This is a genomic window from Lysinibacillus sp. BS3 (assembly GCF_039614735.1).
GTDB classification, from domain to species: Bacteria; Bacillota; Bacilli; order Bacillales_A; family Planococcaceae; genus Lysinibacillus; species Lysinibacillus capsici.
This window is the reverse complement of the sequence record NZ_CP154860.1, coordinates 2,591,264-2,615,732: the sequence shown is the minus strand read 5'-3', so window position 1 is coordinate 2,615,732 and position 24,469 is coordinate 2,591,264. Positions and strand designations below refer to the sequence as shown.

General features: G+C 37.6%; 25 protein-coding genes. 15 read left to right on the top strand and 10 right to left on the bottom strand.

Translation table 11 applies throughout. The features are described from left to right. Positions 1-18 precede the first annotated feature (18 nt). The 6 genes from AAJG31_RS12820 (at position 19) to AAJG31_RS12795 (ending at position 5,078) form a co-directional block, all read left to right on the top strand. Positions 19-912, top strand: coding sequence for a LysR family transcriptional regulator (locus AAJG31_RS12820; protein WP_054548490.1), 894 nt, complete (start codon positions 19-21; stop codon positions 910-912). A 72-nt stretch (positions 913-984) separates the two neighbouring features. Further along, a complete protein-coding gene (locus tag AAJG31_RS12815) occupies positions 985-1,380 on the top strand; it encodes a GntR family transcriptional regulator (RefSeq protein WP_279493593.1) in 396 nt (131 codons plus the stop codon). A 4-nt stretch (positions 1,381-1,384) separates the two neighbouring features. Beyond that, on the top strand, positions 1,385-2,482 hold the full coding sequence (locus AAJG31_RS12810) for a DUF5808 domain-containing protein (RefSeq protein ID WP_054548489.1): 1,098 nt from the start codon (positions 1,385-1,387) through the stop codon (positions 2,480-2,482). Between the two features lie 73 nt (positions 2,483-2,555). Continuing rightward, complete coding sequence (locus AAJG31_RS12805) at positions 2,556-3,227, top strand: response regulator transcription factor (protein ID WP_279493595.1); 672 nt, start codon at positions 2,556-2,558, stop codon at positions 3,225-3,227. Continuing rightward, positions 3,224-4,597 carry a HAMP domain-containing sensor histidine kinase gene (locus AAJG31_RS12800; protein WP_279493596.1) on the top strand — a complete coding sequence of 458 codons (1,374 nt, stop codon included), beginning with the start codon at positions 3,224-3,226 and terminating at the stop codon, positions 4,595-4,597. Before AAJG31_RS12805 ends, AAJG31_RS12800 begins: the two co-directional genes overlap by 4 nt. Before the next feature lie 73 nt (positions 4,598-4,670). Next, on the top strand, positions 4,671-5,078 hold the full coding sequence (locus AAJG31_RS12795) for a hypothetical protein (protein ID WP_115673083.1): 408 nt from the start codon (positions 4,671-4,673) through the stop codon (positions 5,076-5,078). Positions 5,079-5,122: 44 nt separating this feature from the next. Here AAJG31_RS12795 and AAJG31_RS12790 read toward each other — a convergent pair whose 3' ends face one another. Further along, entirely contained in the window at positions 5,123-7,039 is a 1,917-nt protein-coding gene (locus AAJG31_RS12790) for a suppressor of lin-12 (Sel-1L) (RefSeq protein ID WP_279493597.1), read from the bottom strand. A gap of 238 nt (positions 7,040-7,277) precedes the next feature. Between AAJG31_RS12790 and AAJG31_RS12785 the strand changes: the two genes are divergently transcribed. The 4 genes from AAJG31_RS12785 (at position 7,278) to AAJG31_RS12770 (ending at position 11,121) form a co-directional block, all read left to right on the top strand. After that, positions 7,278-7,991: a glycosyltransferase family 2 protein gene (locus AAJG31_RS12785; RefSeq protein WP_279493598.1), complete on the top strand. Its 714-nt coding sequence runs from the start codon at positions 7,278-7,280 to the stop codon at positions 7,989-7,991. A gap of 84 nt (positions 7,992-8,075) precedes the next feature. Next, a complete protein-coding gene (locus AAJG31_RS12780) occupies positions 8,076-8,336 on the top strand; it encodes a metal-sensitive transcriptional regulator (RefSeq protein ID WP_004233098.1) in 261 nt (86 codons plus the stop codon). A gap of 253 nt (positions 8,337-8,589) precedes the next feature. After that, positions 8,590-9,726, top strand: a complete 1,137-nt coding sequence (locus AAJG31_RS12775; RefSeq protein ID WP_279493600.1) for a transglutaminase domain-containing protein — start codon at positions 8,590-8,592, stop codon at positions 9,724-9,726. 99 nt (positions 9,727-9,825) lie between these two features. After that, positions 9,826-11,121, top strand: coding sequence for a transglutaminase domain-containing protein (locus tag AAJG31_RS12770; protein ID WP_048395800.1), 1,296 nt, complete (start codon positions 9,826-9,828; stop codon positions 11,119-11,121). Between the two features lie 21 nt (positions 11,122-11,142). Here the strand turns inward: AAJG31_RS12770 and AAJG31_RS12765 are convergent, their stop codons facing one another. The 7 genes from AAJG31_RS12765 to AAJG31_RS12735 form a co-directional block, all read right to left on the bottom strand. Beyond that, positions 11,143-12,090 (bottom strand): BadF/BadG/BcrA/BcrD ATPase family protein, encoded by a 948-nt coding sequence (locus AAJG31_RS12765; RefSeq protein ID WP_279493603.1) that lies wholly within the window; start codon positions 12,088-12,090, stop codon positions 11,143-11,145. Continuing rightward, positions 12,087-13,601, bottom strand: coding sequence for an argininosuccinate lyase (gene argH / locus AAJG31_RS12760; RefSeq protein ID WP_279493605.1), 1,515 nt, complete (start codon positions 13,599-13,601; stop codon positions 12,087-12,089). Before argH ends, AAJG31_RS12765 begins: the two co-directional genes overlap by 4 nt. A gap of 27 nt (positions 13,602-13,628) precedes the next feature. Beyond that, entirely contained in the window at positions 13,629-15,335 is a 1,707-nt protein-coding gene (locus AAJG31_RS12755) for an iron ABC transporter permease (protein ID WP_279493606.1), read from the bottom strand. Positions 15,336-15,347: 12 nt separating this feature from the next. Then, entirely contained in the window at positions 15,348-16,418 is a 1,071-nt protein-coding gene (locus tag AAJG31_RS12750; protein ID WP_279493609.1) for an ABC transporter ATP-binding protein, read from the bottom strand. 83 nt (positions 16,419-16,501) lie between these two features. Further along, the gene (locus AAJG31_RS12745) at positions 16,502-17,608 is read right to left on the bottom strand and encodes an extracellular solute-binding protein (RefSeq protein ID WP_048395791.1); all 1,107 of its coding nucleotides are present in this window, start codon (positions 17,606-17,608) and stop codon (positions 16,502-16,504) included. Positions 17,609-17,807: 199 nt separating this feature from the next. Then, complete coding sequence (locus AAJG31_RS12740) at positions 17,808-18,722, bottom strand: DMT family transporter (protein WP_048395789.1); 915 nt, start codon at positions 18,720-18,722, stop codon at positions 17,808-17,810. 18 nt (positions 18,723-18,740) lie between these two features. Further along, positions 18,741-19,304, bottom strand: coding sequence for a GNAT family N-acetyltransferase (locus AAJG31_RS12735; protein ID WP_066038452.1), 564 nt, complete (start codon positions 19,302-19,304; stop codon positions 18,741-18,743). Between the two features lie 156 nt (positions 19,305-19,460). Between AAJG31_RS12735 and AAJG31_RS12730 the strand changes: the two genes are divergently transcribed. From AAJG31_RS12730 to AAJG31_RS12710, 5 genes are all read left to right on the top strand, one after another. Further along, positions 19,461-20,408: a carbohydrate kinase gene (locus tag AAJG31_RS12730; protein WP_054548551.1), complete on the top strand. Its 948-nt coding sequence runs from the start codon at positions 19,461-19,463 to the stop codon at positions 20,406-20,408. A gap of 21 nt (positions 20,409-20,429) precedes the next feature. Further along, the gene (locus AAJG31_RS12725) at positions 20,430-20,861 is read left to right on the top strand and encodes a dual specificity protein phosphatase family protein (protein WP_066038453.1); all 432 of its coding nucleotides are present in this window, start codon (positions 20,430-20,432) and stop codon (positions 20,859-20,861) included. Positions 20,862-20,979: 118 nt separating this feature from the next. Next, the gene (locus tag AAJG31_RS12720; protein WP_279493611.1) at positions 20,980-21,183 is read left to right on the top strand and encodes a PLD nuclease N-terminal domain-containing protein; all 204 of its coding nucleotides are present in this window, start codon (positions 20,980-20,982) and stop codon (positions 21,181-21,183) included. Then, on the top strand, positions 21,180-22,064 hold the full coding sequence (locus tag AAJG31_RS12715) for an ABC transporter ATP-binding protein (RefSeq protein WP_048395781.1): 885 nt from the start codon (positions 21,180-21,182) through the stop codon (positions 22,062-22,064). The genes AAJG31_RS12720 and AAJG31_RS12715 overlap by 4 nt, the downstream gene beginning before the upstream one ends. Then, a complete protein-coding gene (locus tag AAJG31_RS12710; protein ID WP_066038454.1) occupies positions 22,061-22,843 on the top strand; it encodes an ABC transporter permease subunit in 783 nt (260 codons plus the stop codon). The genes AAJG31_RS12715 and AAJG31_RS12710 overlap by 4 nt, the downstream gene beginning before the upstream one ends. 39 nt (positions 22,844-22,882) lie before the next feature. Here the strand turns inward: AAJG31_RS12710 and AAJG31_RS12705 are convergent, their stop codons facing one another. Next, positions 22,883-23,536, bottom strand: coding sequence for a GAP family protein (locus AAJG31_RS12705; RefSeq protein WP_066038455.1), 654 nt, complete (start codon positions 23,534-23,536; stop codon positions 22,883-22,885). Beyond that, the gene (locus AAJG31_RS12700; RefSeq protein WP_279493612.1) at positions 23,533-24,303 is read right to left on the bottom strand and encodes a MerR family transcriptional regulator; all 771 of its coding nucleotides are present in this window, start codon (positions 24,301-24,303) and stop codon (positions 23,533-23,535) included. Before AAJG31_RS12700 ends, AAJG31_RS12705 begins: the two co-directional genes overlap by 4 nt. Positions 24,304-24,469 lie beyond the last annotated feature (166 nt).

Genomic DNA, 24,469 nt, shown 5'->3' with positions numbered 1-24,469 from the left:
ATGAATTGAGGTTAAATCATGAATAGTCATGGCTTAAAATTGTTTTATCAAGTTGCGGTTACAGGCAGTTTTACAAAAGCTGCAGAAATGCTATGCATAAGTCAACCTGCAGTTTCAAGTCAAATCAAACGTTTTGAACATGAAATTGGAGTCCAGCTATTTCAACAACAGGGACGTGGTGTAGTACTTACTGAATTCGGTGTGACACTAGCAGAAAAAGCTCAAAATCTTATTGCTCTTGAGCAACATATTGAAACATTTATAGAAGATTATCGACTTGCAAGAACTGGGAATTTACACATTGTTGCAACTTTCTTACCTGCTAATTTTTTAATTCCTAAATGGGCGGCTACTTTCAAGGCTGCTAATGAACAGGCGAATTTAATGATTACAACAACCAACACAAAGGATGCCTTTGAACAGTTAATAAACTATAAAGCGGATATGGCTATTTACGGTGGGGGAATGTCTGAAAGACCTAAGGAAATAGAGTGGGAGGAATTATATGAGGATGAATTATGGTTTGTAGTATCGCCAAATCATCGCTATGCACATCAATCTATTACATTAGTTGAAATGTTTCAGGAGCCTTTTATTATGAGAGAAGTAGGTAGTTCGATGAGGGAGCATCTTTTCTCATTATGTCAAACATACCAAGTGAGACCACCAAATATCGCACTCCAATTTAATGGTATTCATGAAACCATTCGCTCAGTCATGGCGGGCTATGGTGCAAATTTTATTTCTTCTCTTGCGGTTAGAGAGTATGTAGAGAGTGGGCAATTGGCGAGAGTTTATGTGAAGGATATACATGCCATTAAACATAAAATTGCAATTTGTACAAGGAATAATGAGAAGCAGAATTTACTTGTGCAAAGGTTTATTGAAACCATAAAAAATTCCCCCATTTAAACATTTGAATCTCATGCAAGGTGGAGAGAAATTTGTTATATTAGTTGTATAACAAATGTGGAGCTGATAAACATGTTTATTCAAATAGAATTTCAATCAGACGTACCTATTTATGAGCAGGTAACACGTCAAATTATTGAAGGAATTGCTAGAGGAGAAATGAAGCCAGGTGATACTTTGCCATCTGTGCGGAGTTTAGCTGCCGATTTAGGTGTTAATATGCATACTGTTAATAAGAGTTATCACGAATTAGAGGCGAAAGGGATTATTACCATTCGGCCAAAATCTGGAGCTATTATAAGTTCAGAAGAGGAGAGAGCTTTATCACCTGAGCAACTACGACAAATCGAAAAGAATTTAAAACCTGTTGTGGCAGAAGGAATGGTGCTCGGTGCAACAGCTGAACAAATTGAGCACATGATGAAAAAAGTATTTGCTGATTTGCAAATTCCAGCAGAGGGAGTGTAGCAAAATGCTACTTGGCGTTTTTATAACCATTTACATCATGACATTAGCTTTGCAAATAGTTGTTCCCTATATTGTAAGAGAGACTATCGTTTTTGGAGTCACAGTGCCTGATCAAATTATTAAGCATCCCATCTTAGCTCAGTTGAAAAAACAGTATGTGCGGTTCGTAGGGGGAACAGGGATAGTTTTTCTAATCATCATGATTATAAGTTACAATCAATTTGCTCCTTCTGAAGCTATTCAAAGTATTGTTTTATTAAGCTGTTTGTTTAGTATGCTTACAGTAAGTATGGCGTTGTATTGGATAAATCATCAAAAGGTATCGAAGTTGAAAAAACAAGAGCAGTGGGGTGCAAATATTAAACAAGTACGGGCAGTGGATTTAACTGCAAGAAGTCGTGATGAAATGCTTCCTTGGTCTTTTTTTGCTGTACCATTAGGAATATCCGTATTTTTGATCATTTACACATACCTTCATTACGATCTCATGCCAAATGATATAGCAGTACATTGGGGGCCGAGTGGTGAAGCGGATGCATGGAGAAACAAGACCTATTTTACGGCTATTTCACTGCCACTGGTAATGCTAATGATGCAATGTATGATGTGGGGAATTACCGACTCCATTAAACGTTCTGCAATTAAATTAGCTGTAAATCGCAAAGAGGAATCGTTGGAGGATCAGCTAAAAACACGAAAATACATGAGTTGGCAAATACTACTGATAAGTTCTGCGTTAACAGCTTTATTAACAATTTTACAATTAAGCAACATCTATCCTTCTATGACAGTAGGCTATAAGCTATTACCAGTATTTATTTTGTTCTTAGTTGTTTTGCTGGGTTCATTACTGATATATGTGGTGAAAAAGTATAAACATAAAGTACGCTATGAAGCAAATATAGATTCCAAGGTAATGGACGTGGATGAGGATCGTTATTGGAAGGGCGGCTTAATTTATATGAATCGACAAGACCCATCCGTTTTTGTGGAGAAACGCTTCGGGGTAGGATGGACCATGAACCTTGCCAATCCTAGAGGCTATATTGTGATTGGTTTACCTTTTGTCTTATTGCTGTTGATTTCTATATTTTCGTTATAAAATAATAGTAATTTGTGATGAAAAAATTCGTTCTATATGATCGAATTTTTTCTTATTAACTGGAGGTGGGCAGATGAAGATCCTTGTTGTCGATGATGACGTTCATATTTTACAACTAGTCAATATTTATCTTACAAAGGAAGGCTACCAAGTGCTACTTGCTGAAAATGCAAAGCAGGCACTAGCCTTACTCGAAGGGAATCTGCCTGATTTAGCTGTTGTCGATGTGATGATGCCAGGAATGGATGGTTTTACACTAACAGAGTATTTAACTCAAGATTATGATATTCCTGTTTTATTATTAACAGCAAAAGGTGAACTAGAGGATAAAGAACGTGGCTTTTTAGCAGGATCTGACGATTATGTTGTAAAGCCCTTTGAACCAAAGGAATTATTATTTCGTATAGTTGCAATTTTGAGGAGATTTGATAAAAAAAATCAAGTAACCATTCAAGTAGGTAAACTAGTAATTGACCGACGAAGCTTTGAGGTTGTAATAGGGGAAAATACACTTATATTACCTTTAAAGGAATTTGAATTACTGGCTTTGTTAGCATCACGCCCCCATCAAGTATTTACTCGTAGCTATATTATGGAACAAGTATGGGGCTATGACTATGATGGAGATGAGCAAACGTTAAATACGCATGTGAAGCGGATTCGTGAAAGATTAAACCGATATGACACGGCTGTTGAAATTACAACAGTAAGAGGTGTTGGCTATAAGCTAGAGGAAACAACATGAAAACGTTATATAGTAAATTTGTTGTAACAACAATGCTAGTAATGATCGGAAGCTTATGTATGGGCTTTTTGGTAACGAATACCTATTACCATCAAGTTGTAAAAGAAAAAAATGATGCGAAAAATGTTAGCATAGCACAGGATATTGTGCATTATATTGAGACAAACAAACCAGAAGATTTAAATAGCTATCTAACAACCTTGGGTGAAATCGGCTATCAAATATATGTGACAACTGGTGAGAAGGGGCATTTTTTTGGCGGTCCATATCGTGATAAAACATTGTCAACATCTGTTGTGGAGCATGTTTTAAATGGGCAAACCTATCATGGTATGCGAGATTTTCCTAAAGAAACCTTTGTAACAGGATTTTTTGCTAACGAACTGAATAATACAATTGGTGTGCCATTTACCTATGAAAGCAAGTCCTATGCACTATTCATAAGACCAGATATTCGTTTATTGTTTTCTGAGGTGCATACAATACTCGCAGGATTAATGTTGGTTATGACAGTACTGAGTCTTCTTGCCATGCTACTATTTGCTAAAGCATTAATTCGCCCCATTACGAAGTTAACAGCAGCCACTCAACAGCTAGCACATGAAAAATTTGATACAGTTCTAGATATTGATCGTGCAGATGAAATTGGTCAATTAGCATCAAGCTTTAATAGGATGACCGAGAGATTACAGGAAAATGATCGTACACGGAAGGAATTTATTAGTAATGTATCACATGATTTTCAGTCGCCTTTATTAAATATTCAAGGGTACGTAGATTTACTGAAAAATCCTTCCCTTACTGAACAGGAAAGACAGGAATATGCAGCAATCATAGAGCTAGAAACAAAACGCCTATCTACATTAACGAAACAGTTATTATTATTAACTTCCCTTGATCAATCGACAAGAATTGTAAAACGTGAGTCTTATCGTTTAGATGAACAGTTGAAGGAAACCGTACGAAAGTATCGCTGGCAAATGGAAGAGTCACAGCTTCAAATTTCATATAAGCTTGAGCAAATTATTTATGATGGCGATGCAGGGCTTTTACAAAATGTATGGGATAATTTACTGACAAATGCCATTAAATATAATGTAGAGGGTGGGCAAATACATCTACATTTACAAAAAAGATCTGCCTCACTTGAAATTCTTGTTGAGGACAGTGGGATAGGAATGACTGAGGATCAATTAGCCAAAGCATATGACCGTTTTTATCGCGCCGATGCGTCTAGAACCAAGCAAGGGACAGGGCTAGGCTTAGCGATTGTCAAACAAATTGTTGAGCTACATGGAGGGACCATACAGATGCAAAGTACGATGCATGCGGGCACAAAGGTTTATATCCATCTACCAATTTTGTCATAAGGAGTTCATATAAAGTTCATGTTCACACGATAAACTGCTACTTAGTTGAAACACAACTAGGGGGAGTTATCGTATGGAACAAAAGTGGAGCATACGTCTTATTCGATTAGCGGCAATCTTTGCTTTAATCGGCACATATTTAGGTTCACATATGTCGGGATCAGGTAGCTATGAATATAGACCGATACATGCACATATTTTACTGGTCGGCTGGCTTAGTATGTTTGCCTGGGGTATTTTTTATAGAGCCTTCAAAGTGAAATCACAAAAATTAGTAACCATTCATGGTTGGACAGCTATTGTGGGTGTTCTGGGCTTAACGTTAGGCATGTGGTTTTACAATATAAATCCATTTAATTTTGGTAGCACTTTTACATTAGTCTTCTTTATTGTAGGAGGAACTACACTATTAATTAGCTTTGCTTTATTTATTGTTGTAACATTTATGATTCAACAACAAAAGGATACTAGCAGTCTTTAATAAAACCTACCGTGTCATTCGTGATGCGGTAGGTTTTAAAATATTTATTTAATTTCTTCAAGTGACTTTTTCAGCCATCTTGTCGCCTCTTGATAGTCTTGTGCAACACCATGCCCTTTTTTGTATAGCATACCAAGCTGGAATTGGGCTTTTTGATGCCCTTGATTAGCAGATAGTCGATAAAGCTGGGCTGCCTTTGCAAAGTCCTTTGGTACGCCCTGTCCATGAATGTGCATTTGGGCTAATTGGTATTGTGCTTTCATATGTCCTTGTGACGCAGCCTGTTCAATCCATTTAGCTGCCTCTGTGTAATCCTGCTCTACCCCTTTACCTTTATCAAATAAATTGCCGAGTTGATACTGCGCACCTGTATGGCCTTGAATGGCTGCTAGGCGATAACATCTGCGCGCCTCCTCAAGATTTAAGGCTACCCCTAATCCCTGTTCATATAGTAGACCTAATTGATATTCAGCTTGAATATGTGATTGATCGGTTGCTGCTCGCCACCATTTCACGGCCTCCTTATAATTTATAGGAACACCATTTCCAGATGTCAGTAATAGGCCAAGCTCATACTGAGCATCTGCATAGCCTTTTTCTGCCGCTGACCTAAAATATGACATTGCTTTGGCTGGATCTTGAAGCTGATATACATATAGACGTCCTAGCTCGAAGCCAGCGCTGATATGGCCATTGTCAGCAGCTAGCAGTAGCCACTTTTCTGCTGACACAAGATTCTGTTCTTTTTCATACAGCAGGCCAAGACAGTATTGAGCATTTAAATGTCCTTTATGTGCCGCTAGCTTGAACCATTTTAAAGCTTCTATATGATCTTCTATCATTCCTTGCCCAGTATTATAGAGCATGGCCAGTTGAAACTCTGCGTTAACATGGTCCTGTAAAGCAGCCATATGAAACCATTTTGCCGCTTCTTCTTGGTTTTGGGGAATACCACGCCCTTTTAGATGCATATAGCCGAGATTGTATTGAGCACTTGCATCTCCAGTTAAGGCAGCCATTTTGAAATAAGCAACGGCTTTATCATAGCTTTGCTCCACACCCGTGCCATTATGATAAAGGAAGCCTAGATTGTTTTGGGCACTTGTATTACCTTGATTGGCTGCTAAGGTATACCACTTGGCAGCTTCGTTAAAATTTTGAGATAGGCCTAAGCCTTGATTATAGAGTACACCTAAATTGTATTGAGCGTCAGCATTCTCTAAATCAGCAGCTATTTGGTAATGTCGTGCAGCCTCTAGATAATCCTGTATAACACCTTGGCCTAGATGATAAAGTACACCAAGGCTATAGTGAGCATTTGCGTCATTTTGTGTGGCAGCTCGTTCATACCACATTTTTGCAAGCCGATAGTCCCTTTCTACCCCTCGACCATGATTGTAAAGAGCACCTAAGTTATATTGAGCACTTGCATCTCCGTTCTGGGCAGCTACTTCAAACCATTTGACAGCATGTTCGTAAGCCTCTTGAGACTGCTCATGCTGAAGTATATTTTTATCAAATATTGAAGGAAGTTCTGTGACATGAGAAGACATGCGGTTCGATTTGAAACTACGATCATAGCGCTTCATAAACCATTCAACAATATCGCTAAGATAATCTAAAACAATTTTAGCTGCTTTGGCTTCTACAATGTCATTACTAGTATGGCTTGTCATTTTATGAATTAGATTCATCAATAAATAAATCCGACGAGGATGAATTTGCGCCACAAAACTTCGATTATTTAATAGCATTCGGACATTTTTGAGTTTAGGTTCGGTATGCATTTCCAATCGGTAAATCTCATATAAAATTTCCTCTAATACAAGAAGTGACTTCTGTAAGGATTCTGCTGGGGTTGAAATGGCGAGCAAACTAGCATCCTGTAAATTTTTAGCTAATATTGTGAAGGACAGCTGTCTTAATTTTTGACATTGTTCTTCAAGATTTTCATAATGCATGACGAAAGTACTCACCTCTTTCAGTTAATTACCTCGGCGTCGTTGCAAGCAATTTCTTATTCAACCTTTTTACAAAGCGCCTCTTCATCTCTTTGTTCATATATCGGAGAAAAATCGATATTATTGATATGTTTTAATGGGATTCATCAGTTGAATTGTTGCTGTTACATGATACTATTTGATATAAGGGAGATTCGTAGCTACGGAGAACCTGTCAGCCTTTAGGTGGGGGATCGAAATGAAAAATATTGCAGCTATTATACCAGCATATAATCCACAACAATCACTCATTACCTATGTACATCAATTGTTAGCAACGACTATTACACAAATCATCATTGTCAATGATGGGAGTGATCAAAAATATAAAGATATTTTTGAAAACCTAGATAAAATTGAACGCTGCCAAGTACTACAGCATGATTGCAATATTGGTAAGGGTGGCGCACTTAAGACCGCCTTTGCATATATACGAGAACAACAAGCGAGGTGCCATGGTATCCTTACAATTGGGGCCCATGGGCAACATACTTTACAAGATGTGAAGCTTGTTTTAACGATGACAAAGGTGTTTTCTGAAGGGATTGTGCTAGGTGTACGTAACTTTCGTTCAACTGATAGTACATTTCTTTCTTACTGGGGAAATCGTGCAACAAGCTTATTTTTCGAGATACTGTATCATAAGAAATTAATGGATACACAAACAGGTTTACGTTATATTTCCATCAATGAGTTGCCTTGGTTAATGAAAGTAAAAGGTGAACGCTATGATTATGATACAAATATGTTAGTTGCTGCACTTAAAAGAAAGTGTCCAGTTTTCGAAGTTGAAATTGGGCAATTACGTATAAAAAAGAATTCAATAATTCAGTACGATGAAATAACAAACGCTGGTACCATTATTACGAGAATGCTCATAAATTATCTAAAGCCAAGGAATAGTAATGGCTAGGTTTAAATTTAAAATAATGAGCTAGGATAAAGAATAACGATCACTCATTAGAGCGTAGCGAGTATAAGAGAAGGAGCAATGTATATGGAATATTCAGATCAAGTGAAAAATCGTGTGAAGCGGATGGAAGGACAGCTACGTGGCATTTTGAAAATGATGGAGGAGGAAAAAGACTGTAAGGCAGTCATTACACAATTATCAGCAGTACGCTCTGCTGTAGACCGTACAGTTGGGGTTATTGTTAGTACAAACCTATTGGAATGTGTACAGAATGCTGAAGGGGATGGCGAAAAAATGAACGAAGCCATTCAGGAAGCAGTTAATTTAGTGGTGAAAAGTAGATAATTTTCTAAACTCCTGAACAATTACAGAATCTAAATCGAAATAAAACTCACTATTAATTAGGTGAGTTTTATTATTTTGCAAAAAAATAGTTATATTCGCTAATTATATTTTATTATTAGGTATTTTATATTATATAAAATTTAATATATTTTTAGTTAAAAGTCTTAGTTAGTGAACTTGTATGATAGCTTAGTAGGTACATTCTTTGCTATGCTAAATAGTGAAGAAAGAATCAAAGGGAAGGTGATGAGTGATGAAAAAATTATTGTTATGTGGTGCGGCTTTATTGATATTAAGTCCAACTGCAGTCTATGCAAAACAAACAGAAAATACCTCCCAAATTTATCCTATGGTAGCTAACTCAACAGTAGTAAATTGGGATCAATTAACAGAAGAACTTGCAAAGCAAATACAAAACTTTGAGACCGATATAAAAATTACGTATACAGGCAAAATAGGCGACCTCAAAAAAGAAATGATGGACGCACTTGAAAAAGCTAAGCAACAAGCCGTTTATGCAAGTGGACATATAGAAAGTACCATGGTTTCCGCAGATTCTCTAGGGAATGTAACGTATAAAATGAAGTACCTGACAAGTCAAACTCAAGAAGTAGCTGTACAAAAAAAGATTAATCTAATATTGAAAAATATTATCAAACCTTCTATGACAGATTTCCAAAAAGTAAAAGCTATTAACGATTATATTGTATCCAATACTATGTACGGGACTAAAACTAAGGCAAGTCCACATAGTGCTTATGCTTTGTTTTTTGAAGGACAGGCTGTATGCCAGGGTTATGCATTGGCAGCACATGCTATGTTAGAGCAGTCTGGGATAGAGACAAAATATGTTGTAGGTTTTGTAAATGGGAATGAGGCACATGCTTGGAATTTAGTAAAGGTTGATGGGAAATGGTATCATTTGGATACAACATGGAACGATCCTTTGCCAAATCGCGTTGGTGCGGCGTCCTATGACTATTTTTTAGTGTCGGACAATCAAATTAGCAAAGATCACACTTGGATTAAAGGAAATTATCCTCCTGCTACAAGCACTAAATACAGTTATTTGCTTAATGTTCATTTCGCACATCAGTTAAATAATATTGTTTATTTTAGTAATACTGCAGATAACGATAAACTGTATAAGCTTGATATGACTAGTGGTAGCAAGTCAAAGGTATTAGATAAACGTGCGTTGTATATTACAGGGACTAATCAAAACCTATATTATAGTGATTACAGTAACGGTGGGTATTTGACAAAGCTAGATTTAAAAACGTTAAAAGCTGAGGTGCTAGTGAAGCAGCCAGTAACAAATTTAAAGGTTAGTGACAATTATTTAATGTATAATGTCCAGACAAAAGAACATAAACTTAAAATTAATTAAGTCAACAAACAAATATTAACAGGCACAAATGGACCCTTAAGTGAGTTCTTTGTGCTTTTTTTGTATATAATGTAAAGAAGACGGTTGGAGGTGAGGAGTTTGTGGAAGAAATTAGCTATAATTGCCATTATTATTATTTTTATTGATCCTATTTATACGGCTGGTAAGGCTGTTGTTCAGCAGGTGGTCGATTGGACAAATAATGATGAAATAGAAACTATGCTACTTTCAACTAAAGAGAAGATTGTAGATGTTACTGCAAGACTTTCAGATAATGCCTCAATTGAAACAGCCCTACCTATAGAAGATGTCCATGAAGCGGAGGTAGCCCCTACAGCTCCACCTATTCAGAAACCTGAAACAAAGTTAGTCGTGACAAATGCCAAGGAACTGGCTGATGCGATGTATGCGTATTATAATAGCTTTTCACCAAAGTTTGAAATTCAATATAAAGGGAATACACAGCGAATTGAACAAATTGTAGAAGAGGCCTATAACAATGCTATCAAACGCGATGACTATGTTTACGGCCATGTAAGTAAACATTCAATTCGATATGAATATGGGCGAAATAAAGCAACTATTTTTGGAGAACAGAGCTATTTAATGACGCCAGAGCAGGCGGCATATGTAGAGATGAATGTTCAAGAAATTATTGCTAAGATTAGTAAAAAATCTATGACGGATGTAGAAAAGGTACGAGCTGTCAATGACTATATTGTTGCCAATACTTCCTATACAGAACAAACGAATTCTAGCCCACACAGCGCTTATACCGTTCTTGCCGAGCACGGGGGAGTATGTCAGGGCTATGCTTTACTTGCCCACTCTATGCTTCAAAAATTGGGTATTGAAACAAAATATATCGTAGGCTATGTAGGTCAAGAGGGACATGCTTGGAATCTAGTCAAGCTGGATGGACAATGGTATCATCTCGATACGACATGGAATGATCCAGTACCAGATCGTAAGGGCGCAATACGCTACCAATACTTTTTAGTAGATGACCGTACAATGGCGAAGGATCACACGTGGATTGCTGAAGACTATCCAAAAGCAACAAGCACACTGTATAGTTATTATCATGATATAGACTTCCCAGCACAGGTTGGAGACCAATTGTTTTATAGTAATATTGCAGATGACAATAAGTTATATGTACTAGATATGAAAACTGGTAAAACGAAGCGTGTCACAAATTCCCGTGCACAATATATCGTTTATTCGGATGGTTGGCTCTACTTTAGTAATTATTCACGAGGGGCGTATTTAACAAAGATTCGTCCAGATGGTAGTGGAGAAGAGGTACTAAATAGGGAGGATTCGAAGGATTTATTTATAAAGGATGGGTATCTCTATTTTACGACGAATGAATTGAAGAGACTGGCACTTTAAAAACAAGAAAAGGGCAATGACTTATAAACAGTCATATGCCCTTTTTGTTCGTTCAATTAAATAAGTAATAGGCTGATGCTGACAAAGGGTAATGTCCACTTGAGGATACATGAAGGTTATTTCCTCTGTAAACATCTTTAAAATGAGTGGATTATGCTTGATGGCACCACCATTACAATATAGAGTAAATGGTGTATTCTGATAGTTAATTTTTTTTAATACAGCGTTTGCTAGAATAGCTAGTTCGTGGGCTGCTTGTTGAGATATTTCGATGGCACAAGCATCTTTTTGCTCGACTGCCTTTGCCACAAAGGAACCCATCTTGGCCAGTTGTGCATTGGTATAGGAAGGGCGGAATAGCCATTCAGCGAGCTCTGTAACATCTTGTATACCTAAAGATTGATAGACGGCTTCCTTTAAGATTGTTGGTTTCCCACGACCATCCTCCATTTTAAATATAGCTCTTACGACTTCCTGCCCTAACCAATACCCACTTCCCTCATCGCCAGCCCGATGTCCCCAACCCCCTACACGTACAATCCGCTGCCCATCAAAGGCATAGGCAATAGCTCCTGTTCCAGCGATGAGTAGTGCACCTGCCTGTCCAGCAGTCACACCTAATAGTGTGGCCTCCGCATCATTTTCAATAATCAGTGTATCGATTTGTAGCTGTGTGGTCTGAAGGGCATTTTGAACAATGGCCACGACGATTGCATGATCCTTCGGAGAATCAATGCCAGCTAAAGCAAAGGTAGCTACAGCAATTTGAGAATTAGGATACTTTTGCAAAAATGTTTCAACATTTGCTAAAAGCTCTTGTAAAATTGCTGTAGCTGATTCAACACCAATGGCTTGATAATTAGAGCCTTTAGCGGATATAGAATATTCAATGTCACCAGATTCAGCATGAACAACTGCACATGCTGTTTTTGTCGCCCCACCATCAATAATTAATAACCATTGCTTCATTGATTCCATTCCTCTAGAAAGGCTGTTAGTTCTTTTTCTGCTTCAATAATGGAACTTTCCTTTAAGCGAATCCATTCATAAAAATCATGGGCATTCAGTTTGGAGCGTTCAAGGGCAGCTTTCATAGTGGCTGGAGCGGGTCCACCTAGTAATGTACGTACACCAACAAAAGATTCTGGTTTTAATGTCTTATAGAAATCCTCTTCTGAAATAGTTAATTCCTTGCCCGTGATCAATTTCGATTGTGTATTTGCAAGTCCCCATGTAAGACTAGCTAATGATTCCTCTCCATGAGCAAGTAGAACCTTAATACATTTACTAACAATACTATGTGCTTGACGGAAGGAAATGCCCTCTGAACGGACTAATGTATCAGCGAGCTCAGTGACATTCGCAAAGCTATTATCAGCGCGATTTTTTAACTTCTTCTTATTGACATCCATTGTAACAACAAGCGAACCAAACAACTTATAAATACCAATTAAGCGGTCAATGGCACGCCATAAATAAGGCTGCATATCATCCTCAGTGTCTACGATATCGCCAAAAGGTGTATTATGTACCATCTGTAATACTGTACTTGCATCTCCTACAACCGCAGATAGTAATGAGCGTGTATGTTCTATAGAAACAGGATTACGCTTTTGAGGCATAATAGAGCTTATTTGCACATATGGACTTGCGAGTGTAAACGCATTAAACTCCTGAGTAGCCCATAATAAAAAATCTTGAGAAGTACGGCCAAGATTGAGTGCTGCAAGCTGTACAATACTTGCAGCCTCAGCTATATAATCTGCTCCTGCAACCGCATCCCATGCATTTTCGATAATATCATCAAAGGCTAGTAGATCACGCATACGTTCTCTACTAATATTAAAGCCTGTCGTTGTTAAGGCAGCGGCTCCCATACTGCTACGATTGACGGTTTTATAGACATGCTGCATTCGTTCAAAATCACGCTCTAGCTGATCGATGACGGCCTTTAAATAATGGGCGAAGGTTGTAGGCTGGGCCTGCTGTGTATGTGTGTAGCCAATCATAATGGTATCGATATGTTCCTCTGCAGCAGCGATTAAATCATCACGTAATGTTAGTAACTCGCGCATTAATAGTAATAATTTTTTTCTTAATGTCATTCGATAGATGGCAATACCCATATCATTTCGGCTTCTGCCAATGTGAAGATTTCCAGCAACATCACCAGCAAGCTCTATTAATTTATTTTCAATGCGGAAAAATAAATCCTCATATTGGGGACTGTAATCCTCTAAACGATAATAATTTAAGTCAATTTTTTTTAGAGCTATCCCAATTTGCTTTGCTTCATCTTTTTTTACAAGTCCTTGTTCTTCTAACATTTTTAAATGAGCAATATTGATTTGTAGCATAATTGTTAAAAAATTTTTTTTTGCCTCATCATAAGCTGGCTGTAAAACGATTTTTCGATAGATGTTAGAAGGGAATATCATCCCATCTTCCAGCTGTGTTTTATTGCGAAAATCTTCAAACATTGTCATGGCCCCCTAATAGATTGGCAGCTAAATGGCTGTACCAGCACTGCCTTTTGATAGTTTTTCAGAAATAATAAGGACAACTAAAATTAAACAAATTTGTAAGACACCATAAGCACAGGCGGTCCCAAATTTAAATGCATATAATTTTTGGAATATCGCTACAGACAATGGAATAGTGGATGTACTGTAAATTAGAATGGATGCAACGAATTCACCAAAGCTTTGCACGAGGGCTAAGAGTGTCCCTGCTAAAATCCCGGTGAATGTTAAAGGCACGACAATACGTCTAAATGTATACCACCAGTTGGCTCCTAAGCCACGTGATGCCTCTTCAATCGATTGATCTAGCTGTACAAGAGAGGCGGATGTTGATCGAAAAACAAGTGGTAAATGTCGAATAAAGTAGGCTAATGGCAAAATCCAAAATGTCCCGATCAATACTTGATTAAAACTAAAGATACTTTCTGTACTAAAAGCAGCAATTAAATTAACAGCAACAACTGTTCCTGGCAAAGCCCAAGGTACCATTATCAAAATATCGAGCAAGGTTTTCCCTTTAAAATTTAAGCGCACCATAGCATAAGCAGCCGCGACACCAAAGATGATATTGCCCAGTGTTGCAATGACACCCATTTGAATGGAGTTCCAAATAGGTCGCCATGTGCGCTCATCGGTAAAAAGGGCAATATAATGATCAATTGTATAGTCGGTCGGGAGAATTTGCGTTTTCCAAGCGCCATCCACAGAAAAAGAGATCAATATCAACACTAAAATAGGCAGTATCAATATTAATGTGCCAACAAAAGAAGCAATTGTTGCGATAATTTTTACCTTTTTTGAGGATACCTCTGAACGATGAACACTAATTCCCTTACTTAGATTTTGATAATTTCTGCGATTTTGATACCAGCGCATAATGATTAAAAAAGTGATAGATACAAAAGATAATATCATCGACTGTGTTGCAGCCATCTCAAGATTCCCATTTGTACGTGATAAATAAATTTGCATCGTCATAGTACGCTCTACACCAAACATCAAAGGTGCAGTATAAGAAGCCATAGAAATCATAAACACCAATAAGGATGAGGCAACAATAGAAGGTGTGAGCATTGGTAAAATAACCTTTGTCCATACGCGAATACGCCCTGCACCCAGACTAGTAGCTGCCTCTTCAAGAGCAGGATCAAGCCCCTTAATAGCAGCAGAGGCAGTCAAATAGAAGTACGTATACATTGTGAATGTATGAACAACGATGACGCCCCATATTCCCTTCAAGGCAAAAGGAACGTGATCCAACCCAAATAGATGCTGAAAAATTCGTGGGAAAATCCCGCTATCACCATATAAAAATGAAAAGGACAAAACACCTACTAGAGGAGGAAGTGCCATTGGAACCAAAACTAAAACAGACAATATCCGTCTCCCAGGGAAATTATAGCGTTCTAGTAAAAAGGCCATTGTTACCCCAACAAGTGCACAGCAAATAACACTGATAAATGAAATATAAATACTGGTCCACAAGGCCTCTAAATTTGCTGGACTAGCTATATCAAAAAATTTCTTATAGTGAAAGAATGCTTCATCGCCAGCAAAGCTTTGGATGAAAGTTTGATAGAAGGGGTAAACCACATAGGCGAATAACACTAAAAATAATGGCGATATTAAAACATAGACAAACCAATTAGCATGAAAAATTCGCGTCCACGTACTTTCAGACTGTTTCCCCATATTGGCTTCCTCCTATTCCCCTAAAAAGTACAGTGAATCTTGTGCCATATGGATTGTAATATCTTCACCGATCTTTTTGATTTGGTCATAAGAATTAATAAGCATTACTTTAAGTGAGAACGCAGTAAAATCTACAATGTAATTAACGCTAATGCCTGTGAATTCAACAAATGTAATTTTTCCTGTTAATGTGTTTTCACCAGTTCCAAGTTGAATCGATTCTGGACGAATAGAAATAAATACTTTGTCTCCAATCATATGCGTTAAAGAGGGAGAGCTTTGTTGCTTTCGCCCAGTTAAATTATGTCCATTCACTGTTCGTACTTGTACATTTTCCCCATCAATAGCTTGGATTGAGCATTCAATTAAATTAGTTTCACCAATAAAATTTGCCACAAAACGATCCTTGGGTTGATGATAAATTTCCTGAGGAGTACCAATTTGTTTGATATAGCCATTTTCCATGACCATAATTCGATCCGACATAGACATGGCCTCCATTTGATCGTGAGTAACGTATATCGTTGTGACTCCAAGCTCAGATTGGATTCGTTTGATTTCAATACGTGTTTCCTCACGCAATTTTGCATCTAGATTGGATAGAGGTTCATCAAGCAATAAAATATCTGGCTCTATCACGAGTGCTCTAGCTAAAGCAACACGTTGCTGCTGTCCACCAGATAGCTCATTTATTTTTCTGTTGCCGTAAGCAGCAAGATGCACTTGGCCTCTAATTCGATCAACCTTGTGCTGAATCTCAGCTTTTGAAAATTTTCGAACTTGTAAACCAAATGCAATATTCTCATCAACTGTCATATGGGGGAAAAGGGCATAATTTTGAAATACCATGCCGATATTGCGCTTATTGGGCTGAAGTCGAGTGACATCTCGCTCATTAAAAAGAATTTTGCCTTTAGTAGGGTAATAAAAGCCTGCAAGCATCCTTAAAGTGGTTGTTTTGCCACAGCCGCTAGGACCGAGAAAGGTAAAAAATTCACCAGCTTTTATTTCAAGATTTAAGTCTTTCACGCCATACACTTGACCAAATTGCTTCGAGACATTTTCAATTCTGACACTTCTCAATCATTAGCTCCTCTCTAACAAAGAATCTAGATGATACAGGAAGGTAAAAATCCGCTGTATAAGCCGAATTTTTACCCGTTCTACTATTTACCGCGCCCTTTAATATTGTTATCCCAGTATTCCATCCATTCTGCTTCTTTGTCAGACATTAGCTGCCAATCAATATCAAATGTTTTTAAATCTAATTCCTGATACCATTCTGGCATGGAGGCTTTGTCGATATCAGAACGTGTAGGAATTTGATAGTAATCATTAGCTAATTGTGTTACCATCTCTTTTTCAAATAAAAACTCTACAAATAGTTTCGCATTTTCTAGGTTTTTCGCATTGTTTACAACTGCTACACCGTCTACTAAAATAGGTGCTCCACTTTTAGGATAAATATAATCAAAAGGATAATCTGTCGTATATTTTTTTAACAAAATATCTTGTAGATTCCATAGGGAGACACTGCCTTCTTGCCGTGTTAGCTTTAAATACAAGGCATTAGGGTCTTGTGTGTACTCCTTTGTATTGGCATCTAATTGTAGTAACCATTCATAGCCTTTATCTGGTGAATCTGCATCTTGCCGTACAATCATGGAAGAATAAATCGTACGCATTGTGCCTGACGCCAGTACACCTCTGATTAAAATTTGATCCTTCCATTTAGGATCTAATAAGTCATCCCAGTCCTGTGGACCAGTTTCTTTTGTTAGTAAATCACTATTAATCATAATTACTTCTGGTAACAGCATCTCGCCGAACCATCGTCCTTCAACATCTTTGTGTGTGGTATCAATAGAGTCAATAAAGCTCGGCTGCCAAGCATGTAGTAAGTCTTCATTGGCGCCAACAATGAGCGCTGATTGGGTTCCGCCCCACCAAAAATCTGCTTGAGGATTTGCTTTCTCTCCACGAAGACGTTCTAAAATTTGTTGAGCACCCATCGTTAGAAATTCTACTTCAATGTCTGGATATTTTTCATTAAACTGATCGATCACATTTTGCACCATTTCTTCGTCACGTCCAGTGTAAATTACTAGCTTGCCTGAAGGCGACGTTGCTGCTACTTCTGTTTTTTTACCATCCGATGCCTCGTCATTATTTGCTGCATCATTTGTAGAATTTTGCTGATCTTTGCCATTACAAGCAGCTAAAACGAAAAGCATTAACATAAGGAAAAAACCAAGAATATAGGCTTTTTTCATCAACTTCCCCTTTCTTAAAGTAAGTTACTTGCATATTGCAGTATAATACCGAAGGGGAACATTAATGTTAGAATTATTAAAAAATTACATTTGCATTCATCATAGCGAAGTGCATAATGGTAAGCAATGGCATTTCGTTAAAGTTCAAAAAAACTCCTTAAAAAGGAATCATTCCATTTTTAAGGAGTTTTTTGTCGTTTTATGAATGTGCTTCTAATAAGCTATCCTTTTGTTGACGTTGTGCAACAATGGTTGGCAGCATCATACCAGCAATCACCAGTACAATCCCGATAATTTGTACAGCAGTTAAAGGTTCATGCAAAACAATAACAGAAACAGTAACAGCCACTGGTAATTCAATGGCACTTAAAATAGAAGCAAGCGCACCACCGATTTTAGGGATAGCAATTGAAAATAGATAAATCGGTAAAATGATACCGAAAAGACCTAGTGCTAGTCCGTATTTCCACAGGCCTTGCATGAATAGTTTACCGTTCCAAATAACCTCGGGGCTTAGGAAAATACTGATCAAAATAAGGGCTACAGAGGAAACGATTAATACCCTTGATGTGGTAGTCACGCCCTCGACGGGTCGAGAATTAAATTGAATAAAACATGCAAAAGTAACGGCTGCTGTAAAACCGAATAGCCATCCTTGAATAGGAATGTCACTTAAATCTACATTTAATACACCTGCAGCTAGAATCGTTCCTATAAATAAGATAACGATTGAAATTACTTCAGGTCTACTTGGTAATCTTTTATGGAGGGCACAATCAATCAGTAGACCAATCCATGTAAATTGGAATAACATGACTACTGCAAGAGAAGCAGGAAGATACTTTAAAGATTCTCCGTACACGATACCTGTTGTCCCTGTAAAAATTCCCGCGCATATTAAAATAAGTAAGCCCTTCTTGGACGGTCTTGGTAATTTTCTGTCAGTAAAAATAAAGATGGATATTACGAGTAAAAAGCCAATAATATATTGGCTTGATACAGCCTCCGCTGATGTAAAGCCATGCTGCATAGCTACTTTGACAATAGTCGACAAGATCCCGTAACTACTAGATGCAATAACAATCAAAAGAGGGTAAATCAAATTGTTTTTCATATATTAGTTATTCACTTCCTAAAACTGTTTAACCATATGGTGAAAAGGCTCATCAATAATTGACCAAGGCTCCGTAATAACAAATCCTAGTCGTTCATAAAGACGGCGAGCTTCTTCTTTTTGGGTTTCAACATTTAATGATAATTTTGTATAGCCACGCTGCTTTGTCAGCTCTTCAGCAAATTGTAATAGCAATGTTCCGATTCCTTTACCACGTGCAGCTGGTGCAACACAAACTGTATCAATGTAAGCCTCATCTTCATGGGCTTCTTGGTCAATAACAATGGATGGCGCATTTTTTGCTTCAAGCCATTTAACAAGGTTAGCGTCCATGTGAACGGCTTGTTCGCCGTGATAATAAACGAGAATCCCCAAAATCTGTTCATTTTCAGTAGCGACAAAAGTATTTAAATAAGAATGTCGATTGTCTTCTTGGTGAAAAAGAACAGTCAGCTCTTGTATAACAGCCTCCGTTGATTGCTCACCAGTTAAGCGATTAGCAATATCGCCAATGGCGTCGATAATTAAAGGCACAACGGCATGGGCATCTTGTGGTTGCGCTTGTCGAATTGTAATACTCATTTTGATAATCCCTACCTTTCTATAGGCAAGTATAACAAAGATAGGGGATGACTCAAGTTATCCATCCTCTCATAAAGAAATCCCAAAAGTAAAAACCTTTATAGAATGACAATTTTCGTGTTAATCTATAATGACTAGACTTTCAGGAGGACTATCATGACAAAGCAAGAGAAGGATTTTATATTAGTCTATGGAGATGCTTTTATTGACTATATTGCTGATGATGTAACAAACACATCATTTACTAAATATATGGGTGGCGCAACGGTCAATGTTGCAGCGGGTATTAGCCGCATTGGTGCGCCTTCCGCATTAATTACAATTACGGGGGATGACGAGGGCTCGCAATTTGTGCGAGATGGGCTTGCCCAAGAGGGTGTGAAACTGGATTATGCCGTATTTGATCCAGCAAAACGAGTAAGTGGTGTATATGTGCATCTAACAGAAGCATGTGAGCGAATTTTTAAGGATTATGTTGATGAAACACCTGATTTACAAGTTGAACCATCACAGCTAAATGAAGCAGCTTTTAAGCATGCCTCTGCTTTAACGGTGTGTTCAGGCACAATGTTCCATCCAACAGCTCTTGCTACAACACGAGCAGCAGTAGAAATGGCTAAGGACAAGGGTGCGATTATTGCAATGGATGCAAATATTCGTCCTTTACGTTGGAGCAGTGAAGAAATTTGTCGAGATACGATTACATCATTTTTCGAGGATGTCGATATTTTAAAGGTGACGGATGATGAGCTATTCTTCCTGACAGAGACAAGTAGCTTAGAAGAAGGTATCGAGCAATTAAATAGCTATTTAGTGCCTATTATTTTAATTACCGTAGGAGAAAACGGGACTTATGCAGTCCTTAATGGTGAAGTTATCCATGTACCTACTGAGAAAGTAGTGCCTGTGGATACAACAGGTGCGGGAGATGCATTTATGGCAGGTGTCCTACGTGATGTCCATTACAATGGTTTACCTACAACAAAAGAAGAACTAGTGCGTTGTACAAGCTTTGGCAACAAATTAGGAGCTTTTGCCGCAACAAAAGCAGGTGCTTTAACGGCTCTACCATATTATGAGGATATTAAGCATTTACTAAAATAAAACATGTGAGGCGTGGAGAATATGGGGAAAGACTACGATGTTTTAGTAAAGGATCAACTGTTCTTTGGCGGTGCAAAAGATGCAGAGGCTGCATTTACACAAGAATCCGTTGATGTTGTGATAGATGTTCGTGTTCAAGGGCTATCCCCTCAAGACCAGGAGACAGTTCCTTATTCTTATAAACATATGCCTATAGCAGATGAAGATAGTGAGGTAGCATCATCCATCCAACAAGTCGCGCAAGAAGTTGCTATAGCCTTTGAGACAGGGCAGAAAGTATATGTCCACTGTGGAAGTGGTGGTGGACGTGCAGGTGTTGCAGCTACTGCTATATTAATGGAGTTGGGTATGGCTGATTCATTAGAAGCAGCACAGGCAGCTGTCAAAAAAGCTCGTCCAGTGGTGACGATACGCCCTAAAATGGAAGACGCGCTGCAAAAACTTTATAAATAATTGAGAAGATGTACTAATTAAGGTACATCTTTTTTTATGATGTAAGAGATACTTTGTTCTATACATATTAGAACAAAGTTGTTATAGTTAATGTATAACAAATAATGAGGTGATCTGTATGATGGAGGAATTAGCAAAAGTTCCATGGGCAGTAATAGCACCGCTCATCATCGTTCAAATTATTTTGATGATTGTAGCACTTATTGATTTACGAAAAATTCATTCAACAAACGGCCCTAAAATTCTTTGGGTGTTTATTATTCTTTTTGCTAATCTATTTGGATCAATTGCGTACTTTATAGTGGGGAGAAAGCAGTCATGACAACTTTACTTCAAGTTATAGGTTTGACCAAGCAATTTGCAGAGCACAAAGTTGTAGATGCTATTCATTTTAACTTAGAGGAAAAAACTTCTACGGCTTTAATTGGTCCAAATGGAGCTGGCAAGACAACCACTTTATCTATGTTAACGGGGCTTTTAAGACCGACTGCTGGAAATGTAAAGATGCTAGGTAATGATTTACGTGCGAATATAGGTTTTTTACCCCAATATCCACAATTTCATCCTTGGTTAACTGCGTTAGAGTTTACAGAAATGGCTGCAAAATTGAATGGTGTAGCAGCCAAAAAGGCTAAATTAGAAGCACAAAAAACCTTAGAATTTGTAGGGTTAGGGGACGTCCAACATAAAAAAATAGCCTCTTTTTCAGGTGGAATGAAGCAGCGACTGGGTATTTCCCAAGCAATAGTGCATAAGCCTAAATTACTGCTATTAGACGAACCTGTTTCAGCTTTAGATCCAGTCGGCCGTAGAGAAGTACTTGATTTATTAAAAGGACTACAGCAAGAGACGACTATTTTATACTCAACGCATATTTTAAATGATGCTGAAGAAATGACAGATCAACTATTATTCTTGCAAAATGGAAAACTAGTAGAGCAGGGAACATTACGTGAAGTACGGCAACGTTTTGATGAGCAAAATTATGTCATTGAATTTGGCAGTGAAGAAGAGGCTAAGCTTTTTGCAAATTCCTCTAATCATGTAATAGGTTGTAATGTGTATATTGAGATCGTGAATGAAGAGCCGACGATGAAAATGTTGCTTCAACGGTTAAGTGAATGTCCTTATACAATTAGAAAGGTAGAGCGACAGACAGCATCTTTGGAAGAAATTTTCATGAAGGTGGCGAAAAAGGCATGAGAGGATTCAATGTACTTCTGCAAAAGGAATTTAGAGAAGCATGGCGGAGTTGGAAGTTTCTATGGATTCCTCTAGTGTTTGCTCTGCTTGGAATGAGTGATCCACTAACAAACTATTATATGATGGATATTTTAAATGCTGTTGGAAATGTTCCAGAGGGCTTTGAAATGTTGATGCCAGAATTAATGCCACTGGATTTAATTCAAGCTTCTATCGGGCAATTTCAAACAATTGGCTTGTTGGTGATGATGGCTTCGTTTGTAGGAGCTGTCAGTAAGGAACGTGCTAATGGTATGGCAACATTACTATATGCTCGACCTATATCATTTGGCGCATATTTTTTGAGTAAATTTGTTGTTATGAGCACCATTTGTTTTGTTAGTATTTTAGCTGGGTTTGGTGCAAGTGTCTATTATACAACTATTCTATATGGAACGTTGGACGTGGGTGCACTGTTAGTAAGCTTTTCTACGTACTATATTTGGTTGCTATTTGTGATAGCTGTTACGTTAATGATGAGTGCCAGCTTTAAAACAGTTATTGCTACAACATGTGCATTTACAGTGATCTTTGTTGGGCAAATTATCGATATGATTATAGGAATCTTTTGGACAATATCACCGTGGAAACTAGCAAGCTACGGAATTGCAAAATTTCGAGGGACAATAGATATGTCAGATTACTGGTGGAGCTTAGTCATTACGCTAGCATTGACAATTATCTGCATCGGCATTGGTATCGTGATGATGAAAAGAAATGCGTCTATGACAAAAATCTGAAGAGAAAACGGTAAAAATGGATTTTTACCGTTTTTTATTTTAAATCATCCTACCATTTATAAGCAAAATCAATCCTACAAAGAACATAATCCAAGAAAGGGTCGAGCTTGTTCTTTGATCAAAAAGCGTTTGAATTTTTCTTAAAGGTTTATTCATAAATCGGCGGAATAATAGATGTAAGCATAGTAGGATGATCCCTGGTGCAATCATTACTAAATTGTATCCTGCCAATAAAGGTAACCATTCATAAAACACTATTTGATTACTCGTTAAAATACCTATTGCCGCGAAATAAGGAAGAGCGGTTGCAACTTCTAAAATAGAAGTTGTGAAACCTAAAGCTACCATAGAGCTGACATGTAAAGATTTTGGTTTAGGGGATCCATTTGCCTTTCTTTTTGGAACTAACCAACTGCCAATAAATAAAATTCCCCCTACCATGGTCATGATTAATCGAGCTGAGTAACTATCTAGCAAATTAGAAATAGGGTTGAATATGACACCTAGACCTAACATTAAAAAAATCCCAGTACTAAAGTAAAACAACCCAACAGTCATTAAATAGGTTAATAAAAGGCGGATCTGCTGTTTTTTAGCCACAAGCAATACATAGACGGATACACCAATTATAGAAGGACTAAACATGTCTAACAAAGCTAAGGTACCAATCAGTAGCAACATTTCTATGTTCATGATTGTGACTTTCCTAACGCCTGTTTTTTTGTTTCATAAACATGAAAAGCCTGCTCTATAAAATGTAGAAATTCTTCCTCTAAAGGATATAATCCTATTTGTTCAGATTTATAAGTAGATTTTCTTATCGTCCACATCTTCTCTAAAAATTCATCATTTCCGTTATATTCTACCTCGGCTTTTTCCATCATTCGTTTAATAATAAACTGCACGGAATCGGCTTCAGGGCTTTCCTTATGAAGCTGCTTTAATTGACCTAATAAACCAATCCACTCTAAAGAATTAGGATCATTTTTATTTAAATTGGGTAATTTTCTAAATAGTTCCATTTCTGTGGCTGCAAAAATCTGCTGGCGGAAGGCTTGCTTATTATCTCGTTCTTGATTTGAAAGCTTAATGTACTTTTGGATAAGGGACTCTGTCAACCCACCTTCGATAGACGAAGCATTCTTTAATCCAAGAATAGTGTCCTTCATTTGCTGTAGTTTCTTTTGCTCTTCTGCTACAAAAGCTAACTGATGGTCTAAACTTGCTTCCCAGTTCCATGAATTATTGATAAGCGTCTGAATTTCTTTCAACTTGAAGCCCAATGCCTTTAAAAATACAATCTGTTGTAACGTTTTGAGTTCGTTCTCTCCGTATATCCTATGTCCCCCCTCAGTCTTTGCTATAGGAAGTAACAAGCCGATCTCCTCATAGTAACGTAACGTTCGAACAGAAATGCCAGTTTGTTTTGATACATTGTGAATCGTAAGCAAGGTAATCACTCCTCCTCTCTGTTAATGACATTATATAAAATGACGTAACGTCACTTTCAAGAGGGATTGTAAAACTCCTTTCTTGGAATCTCTATAACTTAGGAATATAATGGGTGTGTAACTCGAAATTTGTCAAATAACTCGGAAAATATATAGACTACTATAGAAAGAAGGG